Source organism: Flavobacterium sp. HBTb2-11-1 (assembly GCF_009826975.1).
GTDB lineage: Bacteria > Bacteroidota > Bacteroidia > Flavobacteriales > Flavobacteriaceae > Flavobacterium.
The window spans coordinates 45,862-68,962 of record NZ_WUMO01000001.1; the positions used below are offsets into that span (position 1 = coordinate 45,862).

Sequence of the window (23,101 nt, forward strand, 5' to 3'; positions counted from 1 at the left end):
AAGACAATTTTTTAATCTAAAATCAAAATCTAAAATCTACAATTACATCATGATACAAGTAAATCAGCTTTCAAAAAAATATAACGGAACTACAGTTTTAAACATTAGCAATTTAGAAATTCCAAAAGGACAGAGCTTCGGATTGGTGGGAAATAACGGTGCGGGAAAAACCACATTTTTCAGTTTGCTTCTGGATCTTATCCAGCCTTCAACGGGATTTATAAAAAGCAATAATATTCAGGTAAATACAAGTGAAAACTGGAAATCTTTTACAGGATCTTTTTTAGATGAAAATTTCCTTATCGGATATTTGACTCCAGAAGAATATTTTTATTTCATTGGAGATTTACGCAATCAGAACAAAGCAGATATTGATGCACTTTTAGCGAAACATGAAGAGTTTTTTAACGGTGAAATTTTAAAGAACAAAAAATACCTTCGCGATCTTTCTAAAGGAAACCAGAAAAAAGTGGGAATTATTGCGACCTTAATCGGAAACCCAGAAGTAGTCATTTTAGACGAGCCTTTTGCAAATTTGGATCCGACTACAGTTAGCCGATTAAAAAAAATTATTAAAGAATTAGCCGATGATCCAAATGTAACCGTTTTGGTTTCAAGCCACGATTTACAGCATACCGTAGAAGTTTGTGATAGAATTGTTGCGCTTAACAAAGGCGAGATTGTCAAAGATATTCAGACCTCAAAAGAGACCTTACAAGAATTAGAATTATTTTTTGCCGTGTAAGAATTTCTATATTTCAAAAAGAAGCGTATTTTTACATGTGATTATACTAAAATTAGTTTTTAGTAGTTATGTGTTTTAAACTCTTTTCTATTGAAAAAGAATACTCTTAAATATAGTTTTATTCCCATTTTTTTATTCTTTTTGATAGCTTGTTCTACCAAAAAAAATACTTTTTTGGCTCGAAGTTCTCACTCGATTGGGACAAAATATAATATTCTTTATAATGGAGGAATTGGTCTTGATAAAGGTTTAAAATCTATTCAGGCCAATAACGAAGATAATTTTTGGAAACAGCTGCCAATTGAAAAAATGCAGTTTGATGAAAATTTTTCTGAAGGCGAAAAAGCTAAAAATCCTGATTTTGAAAAAGCAGAGACTAAAGCTACAAAAGCCATTCAGAAACACTCCATGAATATTGGCGGAAGAGAAAGAAACTGGCAGATGGATGAAGCGTATCTTATGCTTGGAAAAGCAAGATATTACGATCAGCGTTTTATCCCAGCAATTGAGGCATTCAATTATATTTTATACAAATACCCGGAAAGCAACAACATTAATACCGCAAAAATCTGGCGCGAAAAAACCAATATGCGTTTAGGAAATGATGCGATTGCTCTTAAAAACATTAAAATTTTACTTAAAAAAACAGATTTAGATAAACAGACTTATGCAGATGCCAACGCGCTTTTGGCAGAAGCTTTTTTGAATCTGGAGCAAAAAGACAGTGCTGTTTCCAGACTTAGAGTTGCTGAACAATTTACAAAAAGCAACGAAGAACGTGCAAGATATCGTTTTATTCTTGGCCAGATGTATCAGGCAGAAGGAAAACGTGACAGTGCCATTTACTTCTATGATGCCGTTATTGATTTGAACAGAAAGGCAGATCGCAAGTATATGATGCACGCTTACGCGAAAAAAGCACAGATGTTTGATTATGGAAAAGATAATGATACGATTTTCTTAAAGACCTTTAATAAATTGGTGACAGATCGTGAAAATCGTCCTTATTATGATGTTCTTTTTTATGAAATGGGAGTTTATTATGACAAAAAGAAAGATCAGGAAAATGCCTTAAAGTTTTACAATAAATCTTTAGGAAGAAAATCGAAAGACCCCTATCTGATGGCTTCTGCCTACAGAAACATTGGAAATATGTATTTTAAAAATACAGATTACTCAATGGCTGCCAAATACTATGACAGTACTTTGGTAAAACTGGATCCTAAAACCAGAGAATTCGCTTTTATAGAAAAAAACAGAAAAAATCTTGATGACGTAATTAAATACGAAGCTATTGCAAAACGCAACGACAGTATTATTAAGGTATACAATTTGCTGCCAAACGAAAAGAAAGATTATTTCGAAAATTATATTGCCGAGCTTAAAAAGAAAGACGAAGCAAAACGCCTTTTAGAAGAAAAAGAAAAAGAGCGATTGGCCAATATTGATCGAAATTCCCAAGCAGATTTTTCAGGAAACGGAGCTGTTAATCCCAATTCTCTAGGTAAACCAGCAGAGCCAGAAGGAATTGGCATGCCTCCTGGCGGTAATGATAATGCAAGCACTTTTTATTTTTACAACCCAACAACGGTTGCTTATGGAAAACTGCAGTTTAAAAAAATGTGGGGAAGCAGAACATTGGGCGGAAATTGGAGATTGGCAGGAGTAAAATCTGCAAACGATGCGGCAATGAACGACACTATTAATACGAAAGAAGTTGCCAATGCGCTAAAAGACACTATTGTTCCTGAAAAATATACTGTGGCATATTATGTAGAACAGCTTCCAACTTCGCAAGCCGCTATGGACAGTATCGGTAAAGAGCGTAATTTTTCATACTATCAATTAGGACTTATATATAAGGAGAAGTTTAAGGAATACAATCTGGCTAGTGACAAACTGGAACAGTTGCTTAAAAATAACCCTGAAGAAAAATACGTATTGCCATCGATGTACAATTTGTACAAAATTTATCAGATAACAAACCCGGCAAAAGCAGAAGCTATAAAAGCAGAGATTTCTACGAAATATCCAGATTCGAGATATGCCCATATTTTAAACAATAAAGAAGACGATCCAAATTCAAGTCCCGATAAAGAATATCAAAAATGGTATAAACTTTTTGAAGAAGAGAAATTCGACGAGGTCTTAGCCAATATTGACAACCTTATTAATCAATATTCGGGAGATGATATTGTGTCGAAATACGAATTATTAAAAGCCAATACTTTAGGAAAAGTAAATGGTTTAGAAGCGTATAAAAAAGGACTTGAGAATGTGGCAGACAATTACCCAAATAGCGAAGAAGGTAAAAATGCCAGAGAAATTCTTGAGAAACAAGTGCCTGTTTTAGAAAAACTTAGCTTTACAACAACCGATACTAAAAACTGGAAAATATTATATCGTGTTGCTAACAGCGATACCAAAACAGTTAAAAGAATTGAGGAAGCAATCAGAGTATTTTTATTAGTTGAAAATTATGAAAGATTGACAACATCTTTGGACAAATACAATAAAACAGAAAGTTTTGTAGTTATTCATGGTTTAAAATCTGAGGCTTACGCAAATGATATTGCTGGAGTTTTCAGAGAAGATAAAAAATATAAAATCCCAGATCAGGCCATAATAATATCAAATGATAATTACAAAATCGTTCAGATCAAAAAGAATTTAGACGCATACTTGACCCCGAAAACCCCTTAAATCTTAACCGCCATGTTTGAAAAAGTAAAGAAAAACGGAACTGAACAATTAGGAAGAACAAATAGAATTGTTGAAGGAACATCAATAGTAGGAGATATAGTCTCAAAAGCCGATTTTAGATTAGACGGCGAATTGATTGGAAACTTTACTTCACAAGGCAAAATAGTGATTGGGGCCAAAGGAGCTGTTAAAGGAGAAATAATTTGTAATAATGCAGATATCGAAGGAGAATTTCACGGAAAGATAAAAGTTCTAGAAACCCTTAATATTAAATCGACTGCTCAAATACACGGAGAAGTGGCAGTGGGAAAACTTTCGATAGAGCCAGGAGCCGATTTCACAGCAACCTGCACGATGCTTGCCCATTCAAATCCTGTAATCATGCTAGAAGATGGAAAAGGAACCGAATAATAATAATAGAAGAAATAAATGGCTCGCATTTATTAATATTCCTTTTCAAATGGGGATTATTATTTTTATATTTAGTTACTTTGGCACGTGGTTAGACAAAAAATATTCGAACGGAGGATCACTTTGGACTATAGTCCTTTCTTTATTCTCTGTTTTTTTAGCATTGTATAATGTCATCCGCCAAGTCAAAAAATTAAATAAATAATGAATAGAACTGTAGATTTTCTAAAGCATTTTGCTCCCTTTTCAATAATATTATTTCTGATACAATTTTTCATAATGCATTCATTGTCTGAAAAGATTGTCTTTTTTTATCCAGCATGGAGTATCTATTTGTTTAATGTTATTACCACCATTCTTATATATATTGTACTCATATATATAAATAAGAATTTCTCCACTTACACAGGATTTACCTTTCTAGGTCTTAGCTTTTTTAAAATGATGATTGCAATCGTTTTTTTGATTCCTTTCATAAAATCAGATGTCTCTAATCCAGTGATTGATCTTGCTTCTTTTTTTATTCCATATTTTTTGTTTTTAGTTTTTGAAACATATTTTGCAATTAGACTTATAAACAAAGGCTAATTGCTTCATTTTTAACAATATCGTAATTTAAAGTTGTATTAATAAAAATTATATAGATATATTTTCAGTTTTAAATTAAAAATGTACCTTTGCAAAAAATTTTTGAAACCTAAATTTAGATACAGTTTTAATAATGATAATTTCAAACAAACCAGTCCAGTACTTATTAGTTGGCTTATTAGCACTTACTTCGTCGATAAATTTTGCAGCAACATCTGTGGACAGTGTTTCGGTAGAACACAAAAATGTTGAAGCAATAGAAGAAAGCCACGTAGAAACAAGTGGTCATGGAGAAACTGTTGGTCACAAAATAGAGAAGGAATTTAACGCAAGTGAATTAATTAATTCTCATATCGGTGATGCTCACGATTTTCATATTGCAGATTGGAATGGTCATCCGATTTCTTTTAATCTACCAGTGATTTTATGGACTAAAAATGGTTTGGAAATTTTTTCTTCAGAGAAATTTCATCATGATAATTCAGGTCATCATATTGTTGATATTAATGGTCAGAAATTTGTACGTTATAAAGAGGTAATTTTTTATGCTGACAAATTTGAAGAAATATCACAAGACGAAAGAGATAATGGAGCTTTTGCTTTTGATGCTAGACCACTAGATTTTTCTATTACAAAGAATGTTTTTTCAATGTTGATGTCTGCAATTATTTTGTTTTTTGTATTCTTTGCTGTAGCGAGATCGTATAAGAAAAATGAAAAAGCACCAAAAGGATTGGCTGGATTTTTAGAGCCTTTGGTGACTTTTGTACGAGATGAAATCGCTATCCCAAATATTGGAACAAAGAAATACGCTAAATATATGCCTTATCTTTTGACAATCTTTTTCTTTATTTGGATTAACAATCTTATAGGTTTAATTCCATTCTTCCCATTCAGTTCTAACTTAACAGGTAATATTTATTTTACGTTTGTAATGGCACTCATTACTTTTATAGTTACGACTTTAAGTGGAAACAAATCTTATTGGGGCCATATTTTTAATACACCAGGAGTTCCTGTGTGGTTAGCACCAATTATGATTCCTGTGGAAGTCATTGGAATGCTTACTAAGCCATTTGCATTAATGATTCGTTTATTTGCAAATATTACTGCTGGGCACATTATTATTTTAAGTTTAGTTTCTTTAATATTTATATTTAAAACAGTTGCAATTGGACCTGTTTCGGGAGCATTTGTATTATTTATGAGTGTCTTAGAAATGTTAGTTGCTGCTTTACAAGCATATGTATTTACATTGCTTTCAGCATTATTCATAGGTCAGGCTGTTGAAGAGCATGATCATCATTAAGTAGAGTTTTATTAATTATTAACTATATAAATTTATTATTATGGTATTAGCTGGAATCGGAGCTGGATTAGCTGTAATTGGTGCAGGTCTTGGTATTGGAAAAATTGGTGGTTCTGCAATGGACGCTATTGCTCGTCAACCAGAAGCTGCTGGAAAAATCCAGACTGCTATGATTATTGCTGCTGCACTTATTGAAGGGGTTGCTCTTTTCGCAGTAGTTGTTGCGTTAATCGCAAAATAATTAAAATTCAAAACTTCCTGTTGCGGTTGGCTCCAGGAAGTTTTTTTAAAAAAAACGACAAATAATTTTTAAACATATAATGTTATGCAATTAACTTCACCAGAAAGTTTAATTTTTTGGACAACAATTATCTTTATTGTTTTCTTTATTCTTTTAGCAAAATTTGCTTGGAAACCAATTTTAGGTGCTGTAAAAAGCCGTGAGGAATCTATCAACAATGCTTTAGCTTTAGCAGAAGCTGCTCGCAGAGAGATGGAAAATTTAACTGCAGATAATGAGCGTATTTTAAAAGAAGCTCGTGCAGAACGTGATGCTATGTTGAAGGAAGCTCGTGAAATGAGAGAGCAAATTATTGCTGATTCTAAAAATGATGCACAAGAGCAAGGCCAAAAATTAATTGAGCAGGCTAAAGCGGCTATCGAAAGCGAAAAAAATGCTGCAATGGCGGAATTGAAATCTCAAGTTTCTTCTCTATCATTGAGTATTGCTGAAAAATTATTGAAAGAAGAATTATCTAACAAAGAATCTCAAACTAAATTGGTTGAGAAAATGTTAGGTGATGTAAAGTTAAACTAAGATTATGGCAAGTACAAGAGCAGCAATTCGTTATGCAAAAGGAATTCTAGACTTAGCAAACTCTAAAGGTGTTGGCGAAGCTGTAAATAACGATATGAAAACAATTGCATCAGCAATTGAAAATAATTCGGAATTGAGTGCATTTATTCAAAACCAAACGACAAGAGTTGAGGTTAAAGAAAGTGCTCTTTTAGAAGTTTTCGCAAACGTAAATGATGTAACTAAAGGTTTATTTCATTTATTATTTGAAAATAAAAGATTTGAAATTCTATATGCGATTGCAGTAGAATACAATAAATTATTTGATGAAAGTAACGGAGTTGAAACTGTAAAAGTTACAACTGCTATTCCAATGGACGCTGCTTTGGAAGCTAAAGTTTTAGCAAAAGTTGCAACTTTATCGGATAAAAAAATTACGATTGAAAATATAGTAGATCCTTCAATTATTGGTGGATTTATTTTAAGAATAGGTGACAAGCAATACAATGCTTCTGTTGCAAACAGATTACAAGTATTAAAAAGAGAGTTAAGTAATTAGTTTTTATAACACAAAAAAGTGTCTAAATTATAAATTAAGATGGCGGAAATCAAACCTGCTGAAATTTCAGCAATATTAAGAAAGCAAGTAGAAGGTTTTGAATCTGGTGCTACGCTAGAGGAAGTAGGAACAGTACTTCAAGTTGGAGACGGTATTGCTCGTGTTTACGGGCTATCTAATGTACAATATGGTGAGTTAGTAGAATTCGAGAACGGTATGGAAGGTATCGTATTGAATCTTGAAGAGGATAATGTTGGAGTTGTATTATTAGGACCATCAACTGGACTTAAAGAAGGATCTACTGCAAAAAGAACTCAACGTATTGCTTCTCTTAAAGTAGGTGAGCAAATGGTAGGACGTGTGGTTAACACTCTTGGTTTTCCAATTGATGGAAAAGGACCAATTGAAGGAACTTTATACGAAATGCCATTGGAAAGAAAAGCACCTGGTGTTATCTTCCGTCAGCCAGTAACTGAGCCATTACAAACAGGAGTAAAAGCAGTTGATGCTATGATCCCAGTTGGTCGTGGACAGCGTGAGCTTGTTATTGGTGACCGTCAAACAGGTAAATCAACTGTTTGTATCGATACAATCTTAAATCAAAAAGAATTTTACGATGCAGGAAAACCTGTATTCTGTATATATGTTGCAATTGGACAAAAAGCTTCAACTGTAGCAGGAATTGCAAAAATGTTAGAAGAAAAAGGAGCAATGGCTTATACAGTTATCGTTGCTGCTAATGCTTCTGATCCAGCTCCAATGCAAGTTTACGCTCCATTCGCTGGTGCTGCAATTGGAGAGTACTTCAGAGATTCTGGTCGTCCAGCTCTTATCGTTTATGATGATTTATCTAAACAAGCTGTTGCTTACCGTGAGGTTTCTCTTTTATTAAGAAGACCACCGGGACGTGAGGCTTACCCTGGAGACGTTTTCTACTTACACTCTCGTTTATTAGAGCGTGCTTGTAAAGTAATCGCTGATGATGGTATCGCTAAAGGAATGAACGATTTACCAGATTCTATCAAATCTATCGTAAAAGGTGGCGGTTCATTAACTGCTTTACCAATTATCGAAACTCAAGCTGGTGACGTTTCTGCATATATCCCAACAAACGTAATCTCTATTACAGATGGTCAGATTTTCCTTGATGGAGATTTGTTCAACTCTGGAGTTCGTCCTGCAATTAACGTAGGTATCTCTGTATCTCGTGTTGGAGGTAATGCTCAAATTAAGTCAATGAAAAAAGTTTCTGGAACTTTAAAATTAGACCAAGCTCAATTCCGTGAATTAGAAGCTTTCGCTAAATTTGGTTCTGACTTAGATTCTGTTACTTTAAACGTAATTGAAAAAGGTAAAAGAAACGTTGAGATTTTGAAACAAGGTTTAAATGATCCTTATACAGTTGAAAACCAAGTAGCTATTATCTATGCTGGTTCTAAAAACTTATTAAGAAATGTTCCTGTTAATAAAGTAAAAGAATTCGAAGCAGATTTCTTAGCGTACTTAAACAGCAAACATAAAGATACACTTAACGCTTTGAAAGCTGGTAAATTAGATGACGCTATTACTGACGTTATTGAAAAAGCAGCAAAAGAAATTTCAGCAAAATATAACTAATTATTAGTTGACGGTTGTTGGTTGATTGTTTTTGGAATTATCCAAGTAACTAACAACCAACAACTAACAACCAACAACTACAATAGATGGCAAATTTAAAGGAAATCCGTAATAGAATTACTTCCGTTTCATCGACGATGCAGATTACATCGGCTATGAAAATGGTTTCTGCTGCAAAGCTTAAGAAAGCACAAGATGCAATCACTGCAATGCGTCCTTATGCCGAGAAATTAACGGAGTTATTGCAAGATCTTTCTGCTACACTAGAAGGTGAAGTAGGAGGAGATTACACTACACAACGTGAAGTAAAAAAAGTATTGTTAGTAGCTGTAACTTCAAACAGAGGTTTATGTGGTGCTTTCAATTCAAATATTATTAAAGAGATTAAAAATCGTACTGATTTTTATGCTGGAAAGCAAGTTGATGTTTTTGCCATTGGTAAAAAAGGAAGTGATGCTTTAAGCAAAACTCATAAAGTTCACGGTCATCATAATGCAATTTTTGATCATTTGACATTTGAAAATGTTGCTGGAATTGCGGATGATTTGACACAAAAGTTTTTAACTGGAGAATATGACAGAATTGAGTTAGTTTACAATCAGTTTAAAAATGCTGCAACTCAAATTGTTCAAGTAGAACAGTTTTTACCGTTAGCTCCTATTAATACTGATAAAGCTGCAGCTTCTGGAGATTATATTTTTGAACCAGGAAAAGAAGAAATTGTATTGGCTTTAATTCCAAAGTCTTTAAAAACACAATTGTATAAAGGTATCCGCGATTCATTTGCCTCTGAGCATGGAGCACGTATGACTGCTATGCACAAAGCAACAGATAACGCAACAGCTTTAAGAAACCAATTGAAATTAACTTATAACAAAGCTCGTCAAGCTGCGATTACAAGTGAGATTTTAGAAATCGTTGGTGGAGCAGAAGCTTTAAATGGATAATCTATTACATAATAAATAAAAAGAAAGCCAGCTAATGCTGGCTTTTCTTTTTTATTGGAAGTTTTATTCTTTTTTAAAAATACTTTTATAAAATGGTGATTCTCAAATTATAGTTAAGTTGAGAATCACTACCATTTTATAAAAATAGACAGATTAAATCTGTGTGCTTTGTCTTTCATGGGAACAAACTAGCTTTATTAATCCCAATGCTCTGTTTTTTTGAGGGTTACAATACAGCAGAATCAATCCCTTGTGCTTTGTCTTTTGTGGGAACAAACAAGCTTTATCAGTCCCAGTGCTCTGTTTTTATTAGGGTTACAATACAGCTGAATCAATCCCTTATGCTTTGTCTTTTATGGGAACAAACAAGCTTTATCAGTCCCAGTGCTTTCTTTTTTTGAAGGGTTGTATCTAGCTTTCCCAATCCCTTTGTAACAAATTTAAAAAAAGACTGTTAAAAAAATGTTACATAATTTTCATCTCTATTTTATATATTTCACATGTTGTGTTAAAAAATCATACATAATTATCTTAATATAAGTGTTTTAAGAATAGTTTATGTCAAGGATTTTCTTTTTTTGTTAAGTTTAATTTATTTTCAAAGAGCAAAAACCTGTTCTCCTAGTCTATATTTTAAGTATTTTTGAATCCTATTTCTATAAACAATGGCCTTACAAATAAAAGAGCTTAGAACCATTGAAGATATGGTAGCTCAAATCCATACGATTCGATTTTTATATCCCAATCTCTCTCTTGAAAAATATGAAACATTTCTCGCTGAAATGCTTCCGCATAATTATATTCAAATTGCAGTATTTGAAGATAACATTTGTCTGGGTCTAACAGGCTGTTGGTCGGCAACAAAACTTTGGACAGGAAAATATCTTGAGATTGACAATTTTGTCGTTAATCCAGAATATCGATCTAAAGGAATCGGGAAAATGCTTACCGATTATGTTGATAAAAAAGCTATCGAATTAAATTGCAGCAGTATCGTTTTGGACGCATTTACTGGAAATTTCGGTGCTCATCGATTTTATTATAATCAGGGTTACGCTCCGAGAGGATTTCATTTTGTAAAAATTTTGGACGAAAAGAAGTTAACGGTTTAAAAACAATCAGAAGTTTTCTTTATTGCATCAACAAAAGCACCATTAAACAAAAGAAATGGTTATTTTTGTCTTACAAACATTATTAGAATTATATTTTGGGATTATATAAAAATCTATTCAAACAAACGGCAATTTACGGACTGGCTACGGTTTTACCAAGAATGCTGAGTTTTTTATTAGTGAGATTATATACTGGAATTTTGCCTACAGCAGAGTATGGTGAAGTTTCGATTGTATTGTCTTGGATGGTTTTCTTTAATGTGGTTCTTTCTTACGGAATGGAAACTGCATTTTTTAGATTTTACAGTGCTGAAGAAGATAAGAAAAATGTAATCGCAACATCTACCATTTCAATATTTTGGACTTCTATAATTTTTCTTTTCGCTGGATTGATTTTTAGAAACACATTGGCAAATCTTGCTGAAGTAGATGTTCAATATATTACCTATACTATTTGGATTTTGGTTTTAGATGCATTGGTTTTAATTCCATTCTCAAAACTTAGGGCAAATCAGAGGCCAATGGTTTATGCCGCTATTAAAATTGGAAATGTTGTAATAAACTTATTGCTGAATATATTTTTCCTAATGTATCTTCCAAAATTGGCAGATTCAAACCCGAATTCTATTTGGGATAATTTGTATGTGCAAAATTTCCAGATTGCGTATATTTTCATTGCAAACCTTCTAGCTAGTTTGGCGACATTTATTGTGCTTTCTCCAAATTATCTTTCGCTTGGGAGAAAATTCGATCCAGTGCTTTGGAAAAAAATGATGAAATACGGACTTCCAATTTTGGTTGCTGGATTGGCTTTTGCTGTCAACGAACATTTCGATAAAATCTTGTTGGGTTATTTACTTCCTGAAAATTTAGCAAAATCTGAAGTTGGAGCATATTCAGCGTGTTACAAATTAGGATTATTTATGGTTCTTTTTGCGACAGCTTTCAGATTAGGAATTGAGCCTTTCTTTTTTAGCCACGCAAAAAATGAAAACGCACCGCAGACTTATGCCGTTATTACCAAGTATTTTGTGATTTTAGGATCGTTGATTTTATTGGGTGTAATTGTTTTTGCGGACGTTTTAAAATATTTGTTATTAGACAACAAATCATATTGGGAAGCAATGAAAGTCGTGCCACTCATTATTTTGGCAAATTTCTTTTTGGGTATTTACAACAATTTATCGGTTTGGTATAAACTTACTGATAAAACACAAATTGGAGCATACATATCTATTGTGGGCGCCATTGTAACTTTGATTTTAAATTATCTATTAATTCCGAAATATAGCTATTACGGATCTGCAATTGCAACTATTTCAGCTTATGGAAGCATGATGCTTATTTCTTATGTTTTAGGAAATAAATATTATCCGATTCCTTATGATATGAACAAGATTGGTGCTTATTTAGGCGTTTCCATATTATTTTCAATAATCTCATTTTACGGATTTAGAGAAAAATATTATGTTGGAATTCCGTTGCTTTTAGCTTTTATGTATCTCGTATATCATTTTGAAAAAGATACCGTAAAAGGAATAATGAAGAGAAAATAAGACGTTTTAAGAAAATTATATTCAAAAATGAAAATTCAAATTATCAATAAATCACAGCACGATTTACCAAATTACGAAACGATTGCTTCTGCAGGAATGGATCTTCGTGCCAATATTATAGAACCTATCACGTTAAAACCTTTAGAAAGAACCATTGTAAAAACAGGACTTTTTATCGAGTTGCCAATCGGTTATGAAGCACAAGTAAGACCAAGAAGCGGCTTGGCTGCAAAAAAAGGTGTAACAGTTTTAAATTCGCCAGGAACAGTTGATGCAGATTACAGAGGAGAAATCGGAGTAATTTTAGTAAATTTATCTAATGACGATTTTGTAATCGAAAATGGAGAACGAATCGCGCAGTTGATTATTGCAAAACACGAAAGAGCTGAATGGATTGAAGTTGAAACACTTTCTGAGACATCAAGAGGTGAAGGAGGCTTTGGAAGCACAGGAGTGAAATAAAAAAAGGATGACCAAACCCAACGAAGATTTTAATCTTCACATAAAATCAAGTAAATAATGAAAATAATTGTGCCAATGGCAGGCCGAGGATCAAGATTGAGGCCTCATACATTAACGGTTCCAAAGCCGTTAATTCCAGTTGCAGGAAAATCTATCGTACACCGTTTAGTTGAAGATATTGCCAAAATATTAAAAGAACCAATTGAAGAAGTTGCTTTTATTTTAGGAGATGAGGCTTTCTTTGGAGATGACGTTGTAGCAAGTTTAGAAGATCTAGCAAAAGGATTAGGAGCAAAAGCTTCAATCTATCGTCAAGATCAGCCACTAGGAACTGGACACGCTATTATGTGTGCCAAAGAATCTCTTTCTGGTCCAGCTGTAATTGCTTATGCAGATACTTTAATTAGAGCAGATTTTGAATTAGATCCAGAAGCAGATGCTGTAATTTGGGTAAAACAAGTAGATCAGCCAGAAGCTTTTGGCGTGGTTAAGCTGAACCAAAATAATGAAATTATAGAATTGGTCGAGAAACCAAAAGAATTTGTTAGCGACTTGGCCGTTATCGGAATTTATTATTTTAAAGAAGTTGGAATCTTAAGAAATGAACTTCAAAATGTTTTAGATAATAATATTCAGAATGGTGGAGAATACCAGATTAATGATGGTATCAAAGCGATGATGGCAAACGGAAAAGTTTTTAAAACTGGAAGCGTTGATGAATGGATGGATTGCGGCAATAAGGATGTTACGGTTGAAACCAATACAAGAATGCTTGGTTTTCTTCACAATGACGGAGAGCATTTAGTAGATTATGGTGTGACTTTAGAAAATTCAACAATTATTCCTCCTTGTTATATTGGAGAAAATGTGGTTTTAAAAAATACTACGATCGGTCCAAATGTTTCGCTTGGAAAAGGATGCCACGTATCAGACAGTACAATCAAAAACAGTTTGATTCAGACTTATTCTCAAATTAAAAATGCTGCTTTAGATAATGCAATGATCGGAAACCATGTGAGTTACGATGGCAAATTTACAAGCATCAGTATTGGAGATTACGCTGTTTTAGAATAAAATAAAAAATTAAGAAAGTTTCGTTTTGTTTAAAAGGTAATTTTTAGAAATGATTAAAAAAAGAGTTTTCACAATATTGGTTTTTGCTTTATTCAGCACACCATTTTCGGTTTTTGCACAGACAGAACCCGAGGATATTGCTATGGCAACAGATGAATATCAAGACTCATTTTATGAATCATTAAAACAAAAAGGAATTGAAAATTATGATAAAGCTATTGTATCATTGGAGAAATGTATTAAACTTAAACCCAATGATGCAGTTGCTTATTTTGAATTAGGAAAAAACTATTTTGCGCTGAAAGAATATCAAAATGCACAGACTGCTTTTGAAAAAGCGGCACAGCTTGATCCTAAAAATAAATGGTTCTGGCTTGGAATTTACGATGTAAGTTACGAGACAAAAAACTATCCTTTGGCGATTGAAATTATTCAAAAAATAATTGTTTTTGACGAAGAATATAAAGACGATTTGATTTCGTTGTACATGATTACCAATCAGTATGACAAGGCATTGACAGCGATTAATGAAATGAACGATAAGTTCGGAAAATCTTCTGATCGTGAAATTTATAAAGCTCAGATTTTATCCCAAGGAAAATATCAGAATGCTGAAATTGATAATCTAATTCAGCAGATTAAAAAAGATCCAAAAGAAGAATCCAATTATTTGAATCTTATTTTATTGTATTCAAAAAACAATGAAAATGAGAAATCGCTTGAAGTAGCAAAACAGCTGGCAAAAGAAATTCCAAATTCAGAATGGGGACAGGTAAGTTTGTTCAAAACTTACTTAGATGCCAATCAGGCAGATAAAGCTATAAAATCGATGAATGTGATTTTAGCAAGTTCAAAAATCGATTCAAAAATCAAACATAGAACTTTGAATGAGTTTTTGATTTATGTAAATAAAAATCCACAGTATGCTGCCGATTTAGAAAAAGCTATTTCTTATTTTGATAATGATAAGAATGTAGATGTGGCCAAAGAAATTGGAAAATTTTATCATAGCAAGGGACAGTTTGAAAATGCTATTAAATATTATGAAAAAGATTTAAGCGCCAATTCAGATACAGATCTTGAAACCAATATGCTATTGCTGGAAGCTTATGCCCAAGCAAAACAATACGAGCCAATGACCAAAAGAGCCATGATGCTGATTGAAGTTTATCCAAGTCAGGCTCAGTTTTATTATTATGCTGGTTTAGGAAGCAATCAGCAGAAACAATTTAAAAATGCAAAAACCGTCTTAGAAATGGGTCTTGATTATGTAGTGGATGACGTAAAATTAGAATCAAATTTTAATATTCAATTAGGAGAGGCATACAATGGATTGGGAGATGCAAAGAAAAAAGAGGAATACTTTTTGAAGGCAAATGAATTATTAAAAAAGAAAAAATAAAATTTAGATGAAAAAATATATATCAATACTAGTATTGTCTATTGCCGTAATTTCATGCAAATCTAAAGCAGTAGCAGTGCAAGGAAATACAGGCCAGACTATTGTAGAGAAAGAAGACAAAAAAGTAATCGAAAAGCACTATGACAACAAATTAGATTTTTCGACTTTGTACATAAAAGCGAGTGCAAGATATGCTGATGAAAAACAAAGCCAAAATGTTACTGCCGAAATTAGAATCGAAAAAGACAAACAGATTTTAATAAGTGTTCGTTTCTTAGGAATCACAATGGCTAAAGCTTTAATAACACCTTCTGCAGTAAGTTATTATGAAAAAATGAACGGGACTTATTATGAAGGTGATTTTACAAGTTTAAGCAAATGGTTGGGAACAGATTTAGATTATTCTAAAGTTCAAAATTTATTAATAGGAGAAGCTTTTGACGATTTAAGAAAAGGAAAATATACGCAGACAATTGTAGATAATCTTTTTAGATTTGATGAAGAAAAGGATGCCAATTTAAAAAAGACCTTTTTCTTAGATGGAGAAAAATATTTAATCCAGAAAGAAGAGATTTCGCAGCCGTCTGAAAACAGAACATTGCAAATAGCGTATTCTGACACTAAAAATTTTGATCAGGGAGTATTACCGACAAGTATAGAAATCAATGCTGTTCAGCCAAAAGGCAAAACAAGTATTAATTTAAATTACAACAACATTTCATTTAATGAAGAACTTTCTTTTCCGTATAGTGTTCCAAGCGGTTATAAAAAAGTTACAATTAAGTAAATTTGCAAAAATAAAAACAGAAACATGCCAAAATTTCTTCTAAGTCTAGTTTTAGTTTGTGCCACTACATTTGTATGGGCGCAAGATTCGCAGCAAGAAAAACTGGAACAGCGTAAAGCCCAAATTCAGCAGGAAATAAGAGATAACGAAAAGATGTTGCAATCTGTTCGAAAAAAAGAGAAATCTGCTGTGAATGAATATTTAATTCAGGCAAACAAAATTAAGCTAAAAGAGAAGTTAATTAATACTACGGCAAAACAGGAAAGGCTGATTAGCAACGACATGTACATTAATCAGGTTCAGGTAAATAAACTTAAAAAAGAACTAAAAGTTCTAAAAGAAGATTATGCTGAGATGATTTTGAAATCCTACAAAAGCCGTTCTGAACAGAGTCGTGCCATGTTCATTTTATCTTCTGAAAGTTTTTTGCAAGCTTATAAAAGAGCACAGTATTTAAAACAATATACTGCTTTCAGAAAAAATCAAGGTCTTGAAATTCAGTCAAAAACAGCTCAATTAGTTGAATTTAATGCTAAGCTGGACGGGCAAAGAAAAATAAAAAAGAAGATAATTGCCGAAAATCAGAAAGAGAAAGTTACTCTTGAGGCAGAGAAAAAAGAACAGCAGAAATTGGTTAATTCGCTTAAAAAAGATAAAAACAAAATTGCTGCCGATATTAGATCAAAACAAAGTGAAGCAAAAAGAATTGATAAACAAATTGATCGTTTAATTCGCGAAGCCATTGCGGAAGCCAATAGAAAAGCAGCTGCAGAAAGAGCAAAAGCAAATCCAGGTTCTAGCGAAGCAAAAGCACCAGTTTCTTCTTCTAAAATTGCATTGACACCAGAAGATAAAATTCTAGCTGCTGACTTTAAAGCAAATAGAGGAAGACTGCCTTGGCCAGTAGAGAAAGGATTTATTTCTCTTGGTTACGGAGATCAGCCACATCCACTTCACCCTTCAATTACAGTTCACAATTCTGGAGTTGAGATTACTACCGAAAATGGCGCAAGCGCTAGAGCAGTATTTGCTGGAGAAGTTTCTAAAGTTATTGTATTATCGCCTGTAAATAAAGCAGTTGTGATTCAGCATGGAGACTATTTTACCGTATATCAAAATTTAAGTTCGGTTTCGGTAAGTCAGGGAGATAAAGTGACAACTAAACAAACTATCGGAAGAGTGAGAACAAGTGGAGATACAGGAAAAACAATTATTAAATTCCTGATTCTACAAAACACATCAAACAATAATCCGGAAGGATGGCTGCAAAGCAGATAAAAAATTAAGGGAGCTTTTGGCTCCCTTTTTTTAATCGTATTGTTCCAAGAAGTATCTCACAACATCTGTAGTCGTTACAATACCTTTAAGTTCGCTATTATCAACAACAGGAAGCGCATGGAAATCTTCCTTTACAAAAATTTCGGCTAAATCTCTTATTATAGTGTCAGACGAAACTGTTTTTGGTTTCGAAGTCATTACTTGAGGAACAGTCAGCATTTCTAGTATAGCTTCATCGGCATTGTCTTGACCTTCAAATAAAGCTCCAAATGTTAATCGGTTAATATCCGTTCGGCTGATGATTCCAATTACTTCTTTGCCTCTTACAATGGGAATATGATGAATCGTATTTGTTTTTAATTTTTCGACTACTGTTTTAAGATCATCTTTTTCGTTTGCAGTCACAACAGTTTTTGTCATAATGTGACTAATTGGTTCTCTTTTTTTCATGATAGATTAGTTTTATATTTATATCAAATATGTAGAATAATTCCCTCAAACGCTATGACCTTTATCAGCTTTTAAAAGAATTAAAAGAACATGTAATACGACTAAATTTTAGTATTTTTGCAGTATGGAAACAAATAGACAGAAAAAAATAGGCGGTGTTCTTCAGAAAGATCTGGTTGACATTTTGCAAGGTGAAGTGAGAAAAAACGGAATTACAAACTTGGTAATTTCAGTATCCAAAGTAAGTGTAACTACAGATTTATCTATAGCGACAGTATATTTAAGCATTTTTCCGCAAGAAAAAGCCAAAGAAACTTTAGAAGCCATAAAAACAAATTCAAATTTAATCAAACATGATTTGGCACAGCGTGTACGTTTGCAATTGCGCCGTGTTCCGAATTTGGTGTTCTTTATAGATGATTCTCTAGATTATATAGAGAAAATTGACAATGCACTTGCCGGAAAAGAAAACCCAATAGAAAACCGTGATCTTTTAGAAAAAAGAAGAAAGTCATAATTTGAATTTCCCTTTATACATAGCCAAACGTTATATTTTTAGCAGCAGTAAAAACAATGCTATCAATATCATCAACCGTATTGCCAGCATGGGAATCATTGTTGGTACAATGGCTTTGTTTGTTGTTTTATCTGTTTTCAGCGGATTAAAAGTTTTCAGTCTTTCGTTTACAAACGAAATTGATCCTGATTTGAAATTGACAAGTACTTACGGAAAATCATTTTCAATTACTCCCGATCAGGAAAATCAAATCAAAAAAGTAGAGGGTATTGCTTCTTACACCAAAATCATAGAAGACCGTGTTTTGTTTCTATTCAAAGACAAACAGCAAGTTACGTATTTAAAGGGCGTTGACAGTTTATATCCAGTTGTAAATGATATCAAGAAAAAACTTTTTAATGGTCAATGGCTAAAACCGGATAGTTTTCAGGTTGTAATTGGATATGGTTTGGCTCAAAATTTCTCCATGGGAATTTTAGATTTTGAAAATCCACTTCAAATTTTTGCTCCAAAGCCAGGAAAAGGAGGGATAGAAAATCCAGAAGAAGCATTCAATAAAACCGATGTTCTGCCAGTTGGGATTTACTCCATCAGCGAAGATTTAGATTCGAAATATGTATTTGCAGATTTAGGTTTAGTGCAAGAATTGCTAATGTACAAGCACAATCAAATCTCGGGATTAGAATTTAAATTAAAAGAAAATGCAGATGAAAGCGCTGTAAAATCAAAACTTAGTTCTATTTTTAAAAATAAGATCACTTTAAAAAATAGAGCACAGTTAAACGAGTCTTTGTATAAAATGCTCAATACCGAAAACATCGCGGTTTATCTGATTTTTACTCTCGTTATCATTGTAGCACTTTTTAATTTGATTGGTGCATTGATTATGATGATTTTAGAAAAGAAAGGAAATCTTAAAACCCTTTTCAATTTGGGCTCTGACATTGGCGATCTACGCAAAATATTTTTGCTTCAAGGTACTTTATTAAGTGTTTTTGGTGGCTTGATCGGACTTGTTTTAGGTATTATTCTCGTGATATTACAGCAGAAATTTGAACTTATCATGATTACGCCAACCTTGGCCTATCCAGTTGTTTTTACAGTTGAAAATGTTATCATCGTAATGACGACAATTATCTCTTTAGGGTTTATTGCTTCGCTAATTGCAAGCAGCCGAGTAAGTAAAAAATTACTAGATTAATTTCTCCTTTAAAAATATTACTTATATTTACCGCCTTGAAAATCTACAGCATATGATTGTTTCTGCCTAATCCTATTTTATTTTTTAGAATAATTAGGATACTTACGTTTTACTTTTTTAGTTCAGATTAAAGATACATCTGGACCAATTTTATCATTTATCCTAAAATATCATGACAGAAACATCTATAAAGGAAAGTTTTATTTCCAAAATTTTTACCACAATTAAACAGGCTTTAAAAGGCGATGAATCTTTTGACTATACTTCTGGGAGTATTAAAAAAGCAGTAATTCTATTGGCCATTCCGATGGTTTTAGAAATGATGATGGAGTCGGTTTTTGCTCTTGTCGACCTGTATTTCGTCGGACATTTGGAACATAGTAGTTTTGCTATTCAGACTGTCGGTTTGACCGAATCGGTATTGACTGTAATTTATTCGCTTGCCATCGGAATGAGCATGGCAGCAACAGCAGTCGTAGCAAGACGTATTGGAGAAAAAGATCCCGTCGCTGCTGCAAAAGCAGGAATGCAAGCCATAATTATCGCCTTTGCAGTGAATAGCTTATTGAGCATTTTCGGAATTATTTATGCCAAAGACATTTTAATTTTAATGGGTTCTTCAATAGAATCGGCAGAACATGGTTTCCGATTTACACAAATTATGATTGGTTCGAGTTTATGCATTATGCTTTTGTTTTTAATAAACGGAATATTCCGCGGAGCAGGAAATGCTGCAATAGCTATGAAAAGTCTCTGGATTGCCAATATTTGCAATATCATTTTATGTCCGATTTTAATTAATGGTCTTGGGCCAATTCCAGCTTTCGGATTAATCGGCGCTGCTTTGGCAACTACATTCGGAAGAAGTATAGGGGTTGTATATCAAGTGTATCATTTGTTTTTTGGAAATGGAGTTCTAAAAATCAAGATTCCATATTTCGTTCCAGATTTTACACAAATAAAAGCCTTAGTAAAAATTGCCGCTCCAGGAATTTTACAATTTGTAATTGCCTCTTGCAGCTGGATTTTCTTAGCACAATTAGTTGCAACAACAGGAGGCGATCATGGTTCGGCAGGATATCAGACTGCATTGAGAATTATGATGTTTTTTATTCTTCCAGCTTGGGGATTGAGTAATGCTGCAGCAACTTTGGTCGGACAAAACTTAGGCGCTAAACAAATTGAACGTGCAGAAAAATCGGTTTATACAACGGCAAGATATAATGTGATTTTCATGGCTACAATTATGATTATTACTTTGGGGCTTGGACAATATATTATTTCATTTTTTACGAATGACGAACATGTCAAAACCGTTGCGATTGAGGCCTTGCAAATCATGAGTGTAGGATTTATTTTCTACGGAATCGGAATGGTTCTCATTAACACTTTCAATGGAGCAGGAGATACCTGGACACCAACAGGAATTAATTTCTTCGGTTTTTGGCTGTTCCAGATTCCGTTAGCTTTTGTGCTTGCAAAGCATTTTAATATGGGGCCAACAGGAGTTTTTATTGCCATTCCGGTTGCTGAAACCGCTATAACTTTAGCTGGAATCTTTTTCTATAAAAGAGGAAAGTGGAAACGAGTTCAAGTTTAAGATAAAAAAAAGACCTTCAAATTTGAAGGTCTTTTTGCTTATAAATCTCATATTTTAAACAAATTCATATCCTGCGTAAACCTGTTCGATTTCTTTCATAATGGCGAATAAATCTTCAGCTGCATCAGTGGTAACTAGTTTTTGTTTGAATTCTTTAAACGAATGAATTCCTTTGAAATAATTGGTATAATGACGGCGCATTTCTACAATTCCTAAACGCTCGCCTTTCCAATCCATTGACCATTGCAAATGATTTCTGGCCGCTTCAACACGATCAATAACCGTTGGAGCAGGTAAGTGCTCACCAGTTTTGAAATAGTGTTTGATTTCATTAAAAATCCACGGATAACCAATGGCAGCACGGCCAATCATGATACCGTCAATTCCGTATTCGTTTTTATAGTGTAATGCTTTTTCTGGACTGTCAATATCGCCATTTCCAAAAATTGGCATCGTAATTCTTGGGTTGTTTTTTACGCGTGCAATATGCGACCAGTCAGAATGGCCTTTGTACATTTGAGCACGAGTTCTGGCGTGAATCGTTAAAGCTTGCACACCAATATCTTGAAGTCTTTCAGCAACTTCATCAATATTGATTGAATTTTCGTCCCAGCCTAAACGGGTTTTTACCGTAACAGGCAAATCAGTTCCTTTGATAACCGCTTTTGTCAAACGAACCATCAAATCAACATCTTTTAAAACTCCTGCACCAGCACCTCTGCAAACTACTTTTTTTACAGGACATCCAAAGTTGATATCTACTAAATCTGGTTTTACAGTAGAAACAATTTTAGAAGACATTTCCATTGCTTCTTCATCGCCACCAAAAATCTGAATTCCAACAGGACGTTCGTAATCAAAAATATCCAGCTTCATACGGCTTTTTATAGCGTCACGAATTAATCCTTCCGATGAAATAAATTCAGAATACATCATGTCAGCTCCATGCGTTTTGCATAATCTGCGAAACGGCGGATCGCTTACATCTTCCATCGGCGCCAGTAATAAAGGAAATTCAGGTAATTCTATGTTGCCAATCTTGACCATCTTCGTAATTTTTTGCAAAATTACAACATTTAGTTCAATTTGTACCAAATTGAGGTTCAAAGGTTCAAAGTGACAAAAATGTAAAGGTTTTTAAATAATGAATATAAATTATTGTAGTTTAGGATTTTATAAGTTTGCCATTTTTCCAAATTTCAACTTTCTGAACATTTCCATTTTCATTATAGAAATATTGTTTTTTTATGGGAACATCATTTTTAAAGATTCCTTCATATTTTATATTTCCATTTTCATAATATTCTCTGTAAACACCTAATTTATTTCCATTTACAGTACGCTTTTCAAGTTTTAAAAAACCGTTAGAATAGTATTCCTTATAAAATTCATCTTCTTTTTCATTGTCTTGCTCTATAATATTTTCACTTTTTAAATCCCCATTGTCATAAAATTTAAAAGTATGTATGTTTTTAGAATTTTCCGGTTTATGAAAATTATATTTATAATTTGAAGTTTCAACAACAATTCCAATCTTATTAAATTCTTGAGAATAAAGTAATTTTCCTTCATTATAGAATTCAATTGTTTCCAGGTTCCCAGTATTGTCATAGGAGAAAGCATTCCCTTGTATAATACCGCAGTGAAAATTTGAAGTATAGCTTAAGATTCCATTTTCATAATAATTTTTCCATATACCATGTTTTGTTCCAATTCGAATATTATCCAATTCGCTTCCAACTCCACATCCAGCAATATGTATGCTCTTACGGTTAGTCTTATATTCGCAATTTTTATATATACCCTCAGTTTTTAAAATTCCGGTATCATAATATTCTTTGTAAATGCTATCAAGAGTATTTTCCTTTAAATAGCTTTCCATTTTTATTTTCCCATTTTCGTGATTAACAATATACTTTTGTTGCGAATATATTTTCACAAAAAAAAATAAAAGTATTGTTAGCATTAATTTTGAAAATTTCATTTT

The 23,101-nt window shown here is 33.0% G+C and carries 23 protein-coding genes; 20 read left to right on the forward strand and 3 right to left on the reverse strand.

Translation table 11 applies throughout. From position 1 onward, the window contains the following. The first annotated feature begins 49 nt into the window (after positions 1-49). The 17 genes from GR162_RS00225 (at position 50) to GR162_RS00305 (ending at position 17,346) form a co-directional block, all read left to right on the forward strand. Entirely contained in the window at positions 50-745 is a 696-nt protein-coding gene (locus GR162_RS00225) for an ABC transporter ATP-binding protein (RefSeq protein ID WP_160780547.1), read from the forward strand. A 90-nt stretch (positions 746-835) separates the two neighbouring features. Next, positions 836-3,448: a tetratricopeptide repeat protein gene (locus tag GR162_RS00230; RefSeq protein WP_160780548.1), complete on the forward strand. Its 2,613-nt coding sequence runs from the start codon at positions 836-838 to the stop codon at positions 3,446-3,448. A 12-nt stretch (positions 3,449-3,460) separates the two neighbouring features. Next, positions 3,461-3,859 carry a polymer-forming cytoskeletal protein gene (locus tag GR162_RS00235; RefSeq protein WP_111368379.1) on the forward strand — a complete coding sequence of 133 codons (399 nt, stop codon included), beginning with the start codon at positions 3,461-3,463 and terminating at the stop codon, positions 3,857-3,859. After that, complete coding sequence (locus tag GR162_RS00240) at positions 3,840-4,064, forward strand: AtpZ/AtpI family protein (RefSeq protein ID WP_160780549.1); 225 nt, start codon at positions 3,840-3,842, stop codon at positions 4,062-4,064. The genes GR162_RS00235 and GR162_RS00240 overlap by 20 nt, the downstream gene beginning before the upstream one ends. A gap of 516 nt (positions 4,065-4,580) precedes the next feature. Beyond that, entirely contained in the window at positions 4,581-5,756 is a 1,176-nt protein-coding gene (gene atpB, locus GR162_RS00245) for a F0F1 ATP synthase subunit A (protein ID WP_160780550.1), read from the forward strand. Between the two features lie 40 nt (positions 5,757-5,796). Continuing rightward, on the forward strand, positions 5,797-5,997 hold the full coding sequence (gene atpE, locus GR162_RS00250) for an ATP synthase F0 subunit C (RefSeq protein WP_031453874.1): 201 nt from the start codon (positions 5,797-5,799) through the stop codon (positions 5,995-5,997). Positions 5,998-6,081: 84 nt separating this feature from the next. Beyond that, positions 6,082-6,573, forward strand: coding sequence for a F0F1 ATP synthase subunit B (locus GR162_RS00255; RefSeq protein ID WP_160780551.1), 492 nt, complete (start codon positions 6,082-6,084; stop codon positions 6,571-6,573). A 4-nt stretch (positions 6,574-6,577) separates the two neighbouring features. Beyond that, on the forward strand, positions 6,578-7,111 hold the full coding sequence (atpH, locus tag GR162_RS00260) for an ATP synthase F1 subunit delta (protein WP_160780552.1): 534 nt from the start codon (positions 6,578-6,580) through the stop codon (positions 7,109-7,111). 39 nt (positions 7,112-7,150) lie between these two features. After that, a complete protein-coding gene (atpA, locus tag GR162_RS00265; RefSeq protein WP_160780553.1) occupies positions 7,151-8,728 on the forward strand; it encodes a F0F1 ATP synthase subunit alpha in 1,578 nt (525 codons plus the stop codon). Positions 8,729-8,814: 86 nt separating this feature from the next. After that, entirely contained in the window at positions 8,815-9,675 is an 861-nt protein-coding gene (gene atpG, locus GR162_RS00270; RefSeq protein ID WP_160780554.1) for an ATP synthase F1 subunit gamma, read from the forward strand. Positions 9,676-10,340: 665 nt separating this feature from the next. After that, complete coding sequence (locus GR162_RS00275) at positions 10,341-10,787, forward strand: GNAT family N-acetyltransferase (RefSeq protein ID WP_160780555.1); 447 nt, start codon at positions 10,341-10,343, stop codon at positions 10,785-10,787. Positions 10,788-10,882: 95 nt separating this feature from the next. Continuing rightward, complete coding sequence (locus GR162_RS00280; protein ID WP_160780556.1) at positions 10,883-12,343, forward strand: lipopolysaccharide biosynthesis protein; 1,461 nt, start codon at positions 10,883-10,885, stop codon at positions 12,341-12,343. Positions 12,344-12,370: 27 nt separating this feature from the next. Next, complete coding sequence (gene dut, locus GR162_RS00285) at positions 12,371-12,805, forward strand: dUTP diphosphatase (protein ID WP_008465845.1); 435 nt, start codon at positions 12,371-12,373, stop codon at positions 12,803-12,805. 57 nt (positions 12,806-12,862) lie between these two features. Next, a complete protein-coding gene (locus GR162_RS00290; protein WP_091129097.1) occupies positions 12,863-13,879 on the forward strand; it encodes a sugar phosphate nucleotidyltransferase in 1,017 nt (338 codons plus the stop codon). A gap of 49 nt (positions 13,880-13,928) precedes the next feature. Beyond that, on the forward strand, positions 13,929-15,281 hold the full coding sequence (locus GR162_RS00295; protein WP_160780557.1) for a lipopolysaccharide assembly protein LapB: 1,353 nt from the start codon (positions 13,929-13,931) through the stop codon (positions 15,279-15,281). Between the two features lie 7 nt (positions 15,282-15,288). Then, on the forward strand, positions 15,289-16,068 hold the full coding sequence (locus GR162_RS00300; RefSeq protein WP_160780558.1) for a DUF4292 domain-containing protein: 780 nt from the start codon (positions 15,289-15,291) through the stop codon (positions 16,066-16,068). 24 nt (positions 16,069-16,092) lie between these two features. Continuing rightward, on the forward strand, positions 16,093-17,346 hold the full coding sequence (locus GR162_RS00305) for a murein hydrolase activator EnvC (protein WP_160780559.1): 1,254 nt from the start codon (positions 16,093-16,095) through the stop codon (positions 17,344-17,346). A gap of 30 nt (positions 17,347-17,376) precedes the next feature. Here GR162_RS00305 and GR162_RS00310 read toward each other — a convergent pair whose 3' ends face one another. Beyond that, on the reverse strand, positions 17,377-17,796 hold the full coding sequence (locus GR162_RS00310; RefSeq protein ID WP_160780560.1) for a CBS domain-containing protein: 420 nt from the start codon (positions 17,794-17,796) through the stop codon (positions 17,377-17,379). Positions 17,797-17,920: 124 nt separating this feature from the next. Between GR162_RS00310 and rbfA the strand changes: the two genes are divergently transcribed. The 3 genes from rbfA (at position 17,921) to GR162_RS00325 (ending at position 21,114) form a co-directional block, all read left to right on the forward strand. After that, on the forward strand, positions 17,921-18,313 hold the full coding sequence (gene rbfA / locus GR162_RS00315; RefSeq protein WP_008465852.1) for a 30S ribosome-binding factor RbfA: 393 nt from the start codon (positions 17,921-17,923) through the stop codon (positions 18,311-18,313). 1 nt (position 18,314) lies between these two features. Next, positions 18,315-19,514, forward strand: a complete 1,200-nt coding sequence (locus GR162_RS00320; RefSeq protein ID WP_160780561.1) for an FtsX-like permease family protein — start codon at positions 18,315-18,317, stop codon at positions 19,512-19,514. A gap of 172 nt (positions 19,515-19,686) precedes the next feature. Further along, a complete protein-coding gene (locus tag GR162_RS00325) occupies positions 19,687-21,114 on the forward strand; it encodes an MATE family efflux transporter (RefSeq protein ID WP_160780562.1) in 1,428 nt (475 codons plus the stop codon). 54 nt (positions 21,115-21,168) lie between these two features. Here GR162_RS00325 and dusB read toward each other — a convergent pair whose 3' ends face one another. After that, complete coding sequence (gene dusB / locus GR162_RS00330) at positions 21,169-22,161, reverse strand: tRNA dihydrouridine synthase DusB (protein WP_160780563.1); 993 nt, start codon at positions 22,159-22,161, stop codon at positions 21,169-21,171. A gap of 118 nt (positions 22,162-22,279) precedes the next feature. After that, complete coding sequence (locus GR162_RS00335) at positions 22,280-23,098, reverse strand: toxin-antitoxin system YwqK family antitoxin (RefSeq protein ID WP_160780564.1); 819 nt, start codon at positions 23,096-23,098, stop codon at positions 22,280-22,282. Between the last annotated feature and the right edge of the window lie 3 nt (positions 23,099-23,101).

Bases quoted from the DNA above. Each gene is read 5' to 3' on its own strand.
- GR162_RS00225 (WP_160780547.1), top strand. From the start codon at position 50: ATGATACAAGTAAATCAGCTTTCAAAAAAATATAACGGAACTACAGTT.
- GR162_RS00235 (WP_111368379.1), top strand. From the start codon at position 3,461: ATGTTTGAAAAAGTAAAGAAAAACGGAACTGAACAATTAGGAAGAACA.
- GR162_RS00240 (WP_160780549.1), top strand. From the start codon at position 3,840: ATGGAAAAGGAACCGAATAATAATAATAGAAGAAATAAATGGCTCGCA.
- atpB (WP_160780550.1), top strand. From the start codon at position 4,581: ATGATAATTTCAAACAAACCAGTCCAGTACTTATTAGTTGGCTTATTA.
- atpE (WP_031453874.1), top strand. From the start codon at position 5,797: ATGGTATTAGCTGGAATCGGAGCTGGATTAGCTGTAATTGGTGCAGGT.
- GR162_RS00255 (WP_160780551.1), top strand. From the start codon at position 6,082: ATGCAATTAACTTCACCAGAAAGTTTAATTTTTTGGACAACAATTATC.
- atpH (WP_160780552.1), top strand. From the start codon at position 6,578: ATGGCAAGTACAAGAGCAGCAATTCGTTATGCAAAAGGAATTCTAGAC.
- atpA (WP_160780553.1), top strand. From the start codon at position 7,151: ATGGCGGAAATCAAACCTGCTGAAATTTCAGCAATATTAAGAAAGCAA.
- atpG (WP_160780554.1), top strand. From the start codon at position 8,815: ATGGCAAATTTAAAGGAAATCCGTAATAGAATTACTTCCGTTTCATCG.
- GR162_RS00275 (WP_160780555.1), top strand. From the start codon at position 10,341: ATGGCCTTACAAATAAAAGAGCTTAGAACCATTGAAGATATGGTAGCT.
- dut (WP_008465845.1), top strand. From the start codon at position 12,371: ATGAAAATTCAAATTATCAATAAATCACAGCACGATTTACCAAATTAC.
- GR162_RS00290 (WP_091129097.1), top strand. From the start codon at position 12,863: ATGAAAATAATTGTGCCAATGGCAGGCCGAGGATCAAGATTGAGGCCT.
- GR162_RS00295 (WP_160780557.1), top strand. From the start codon at position 13,929: ATGATTAAAAAAAGAGTTTTCACAATATTGGTTTTTGCTTTATTCAGC.
- GR162_RS00300 (WP_160780558.1), top strand. From the start codon at position 15,289: ATGAAAAAATATATATCAATACTAGTATTGTCTATTGCCGTAATTTCA.
- GR162_RS00305 (WP_160780559.1), top strand. From the start codon at position 16,093: ATGCCAAAATTTCTTCTAAGTCTAGTTTTAGTTTGTGCCACTACATTT.
- GR162_RS00310 (WP_160780560.1), bottom strand. From the start codon at position 17,796: ATGAAAAAAAGAGAACCAATTAGTCACATTATGACAAAAACTGTTGTG.
- rbfA (WP_008465852.1), top strand. From the start codon at position 17,921: ATGGAAACAAATAGACAGAAAAAAATAGGCGGTGTTCTTCAGAAAGAT.
- GR162_RS00325 (WP_160780562.1), top strand. From the start codon at position 19,687: ATGACAGAAACATCTATAAAGGAAAGTTTTATTTCCAAAATTTTTACC.
- dusB (WP_160780563.1), bottom strand. From the start codon at position 22,161: ATGGTCAAGATTGGCAACATAGAATTACCTGAATTTCCTTTATTACTG.
- GR162_RS00335 (WP_160780564.1), bottom strand. From the start codon at position 23,098: ATGAAATTTTCAAAATTAATGCTAACAATACTTTTATTTTTTTTTGTG.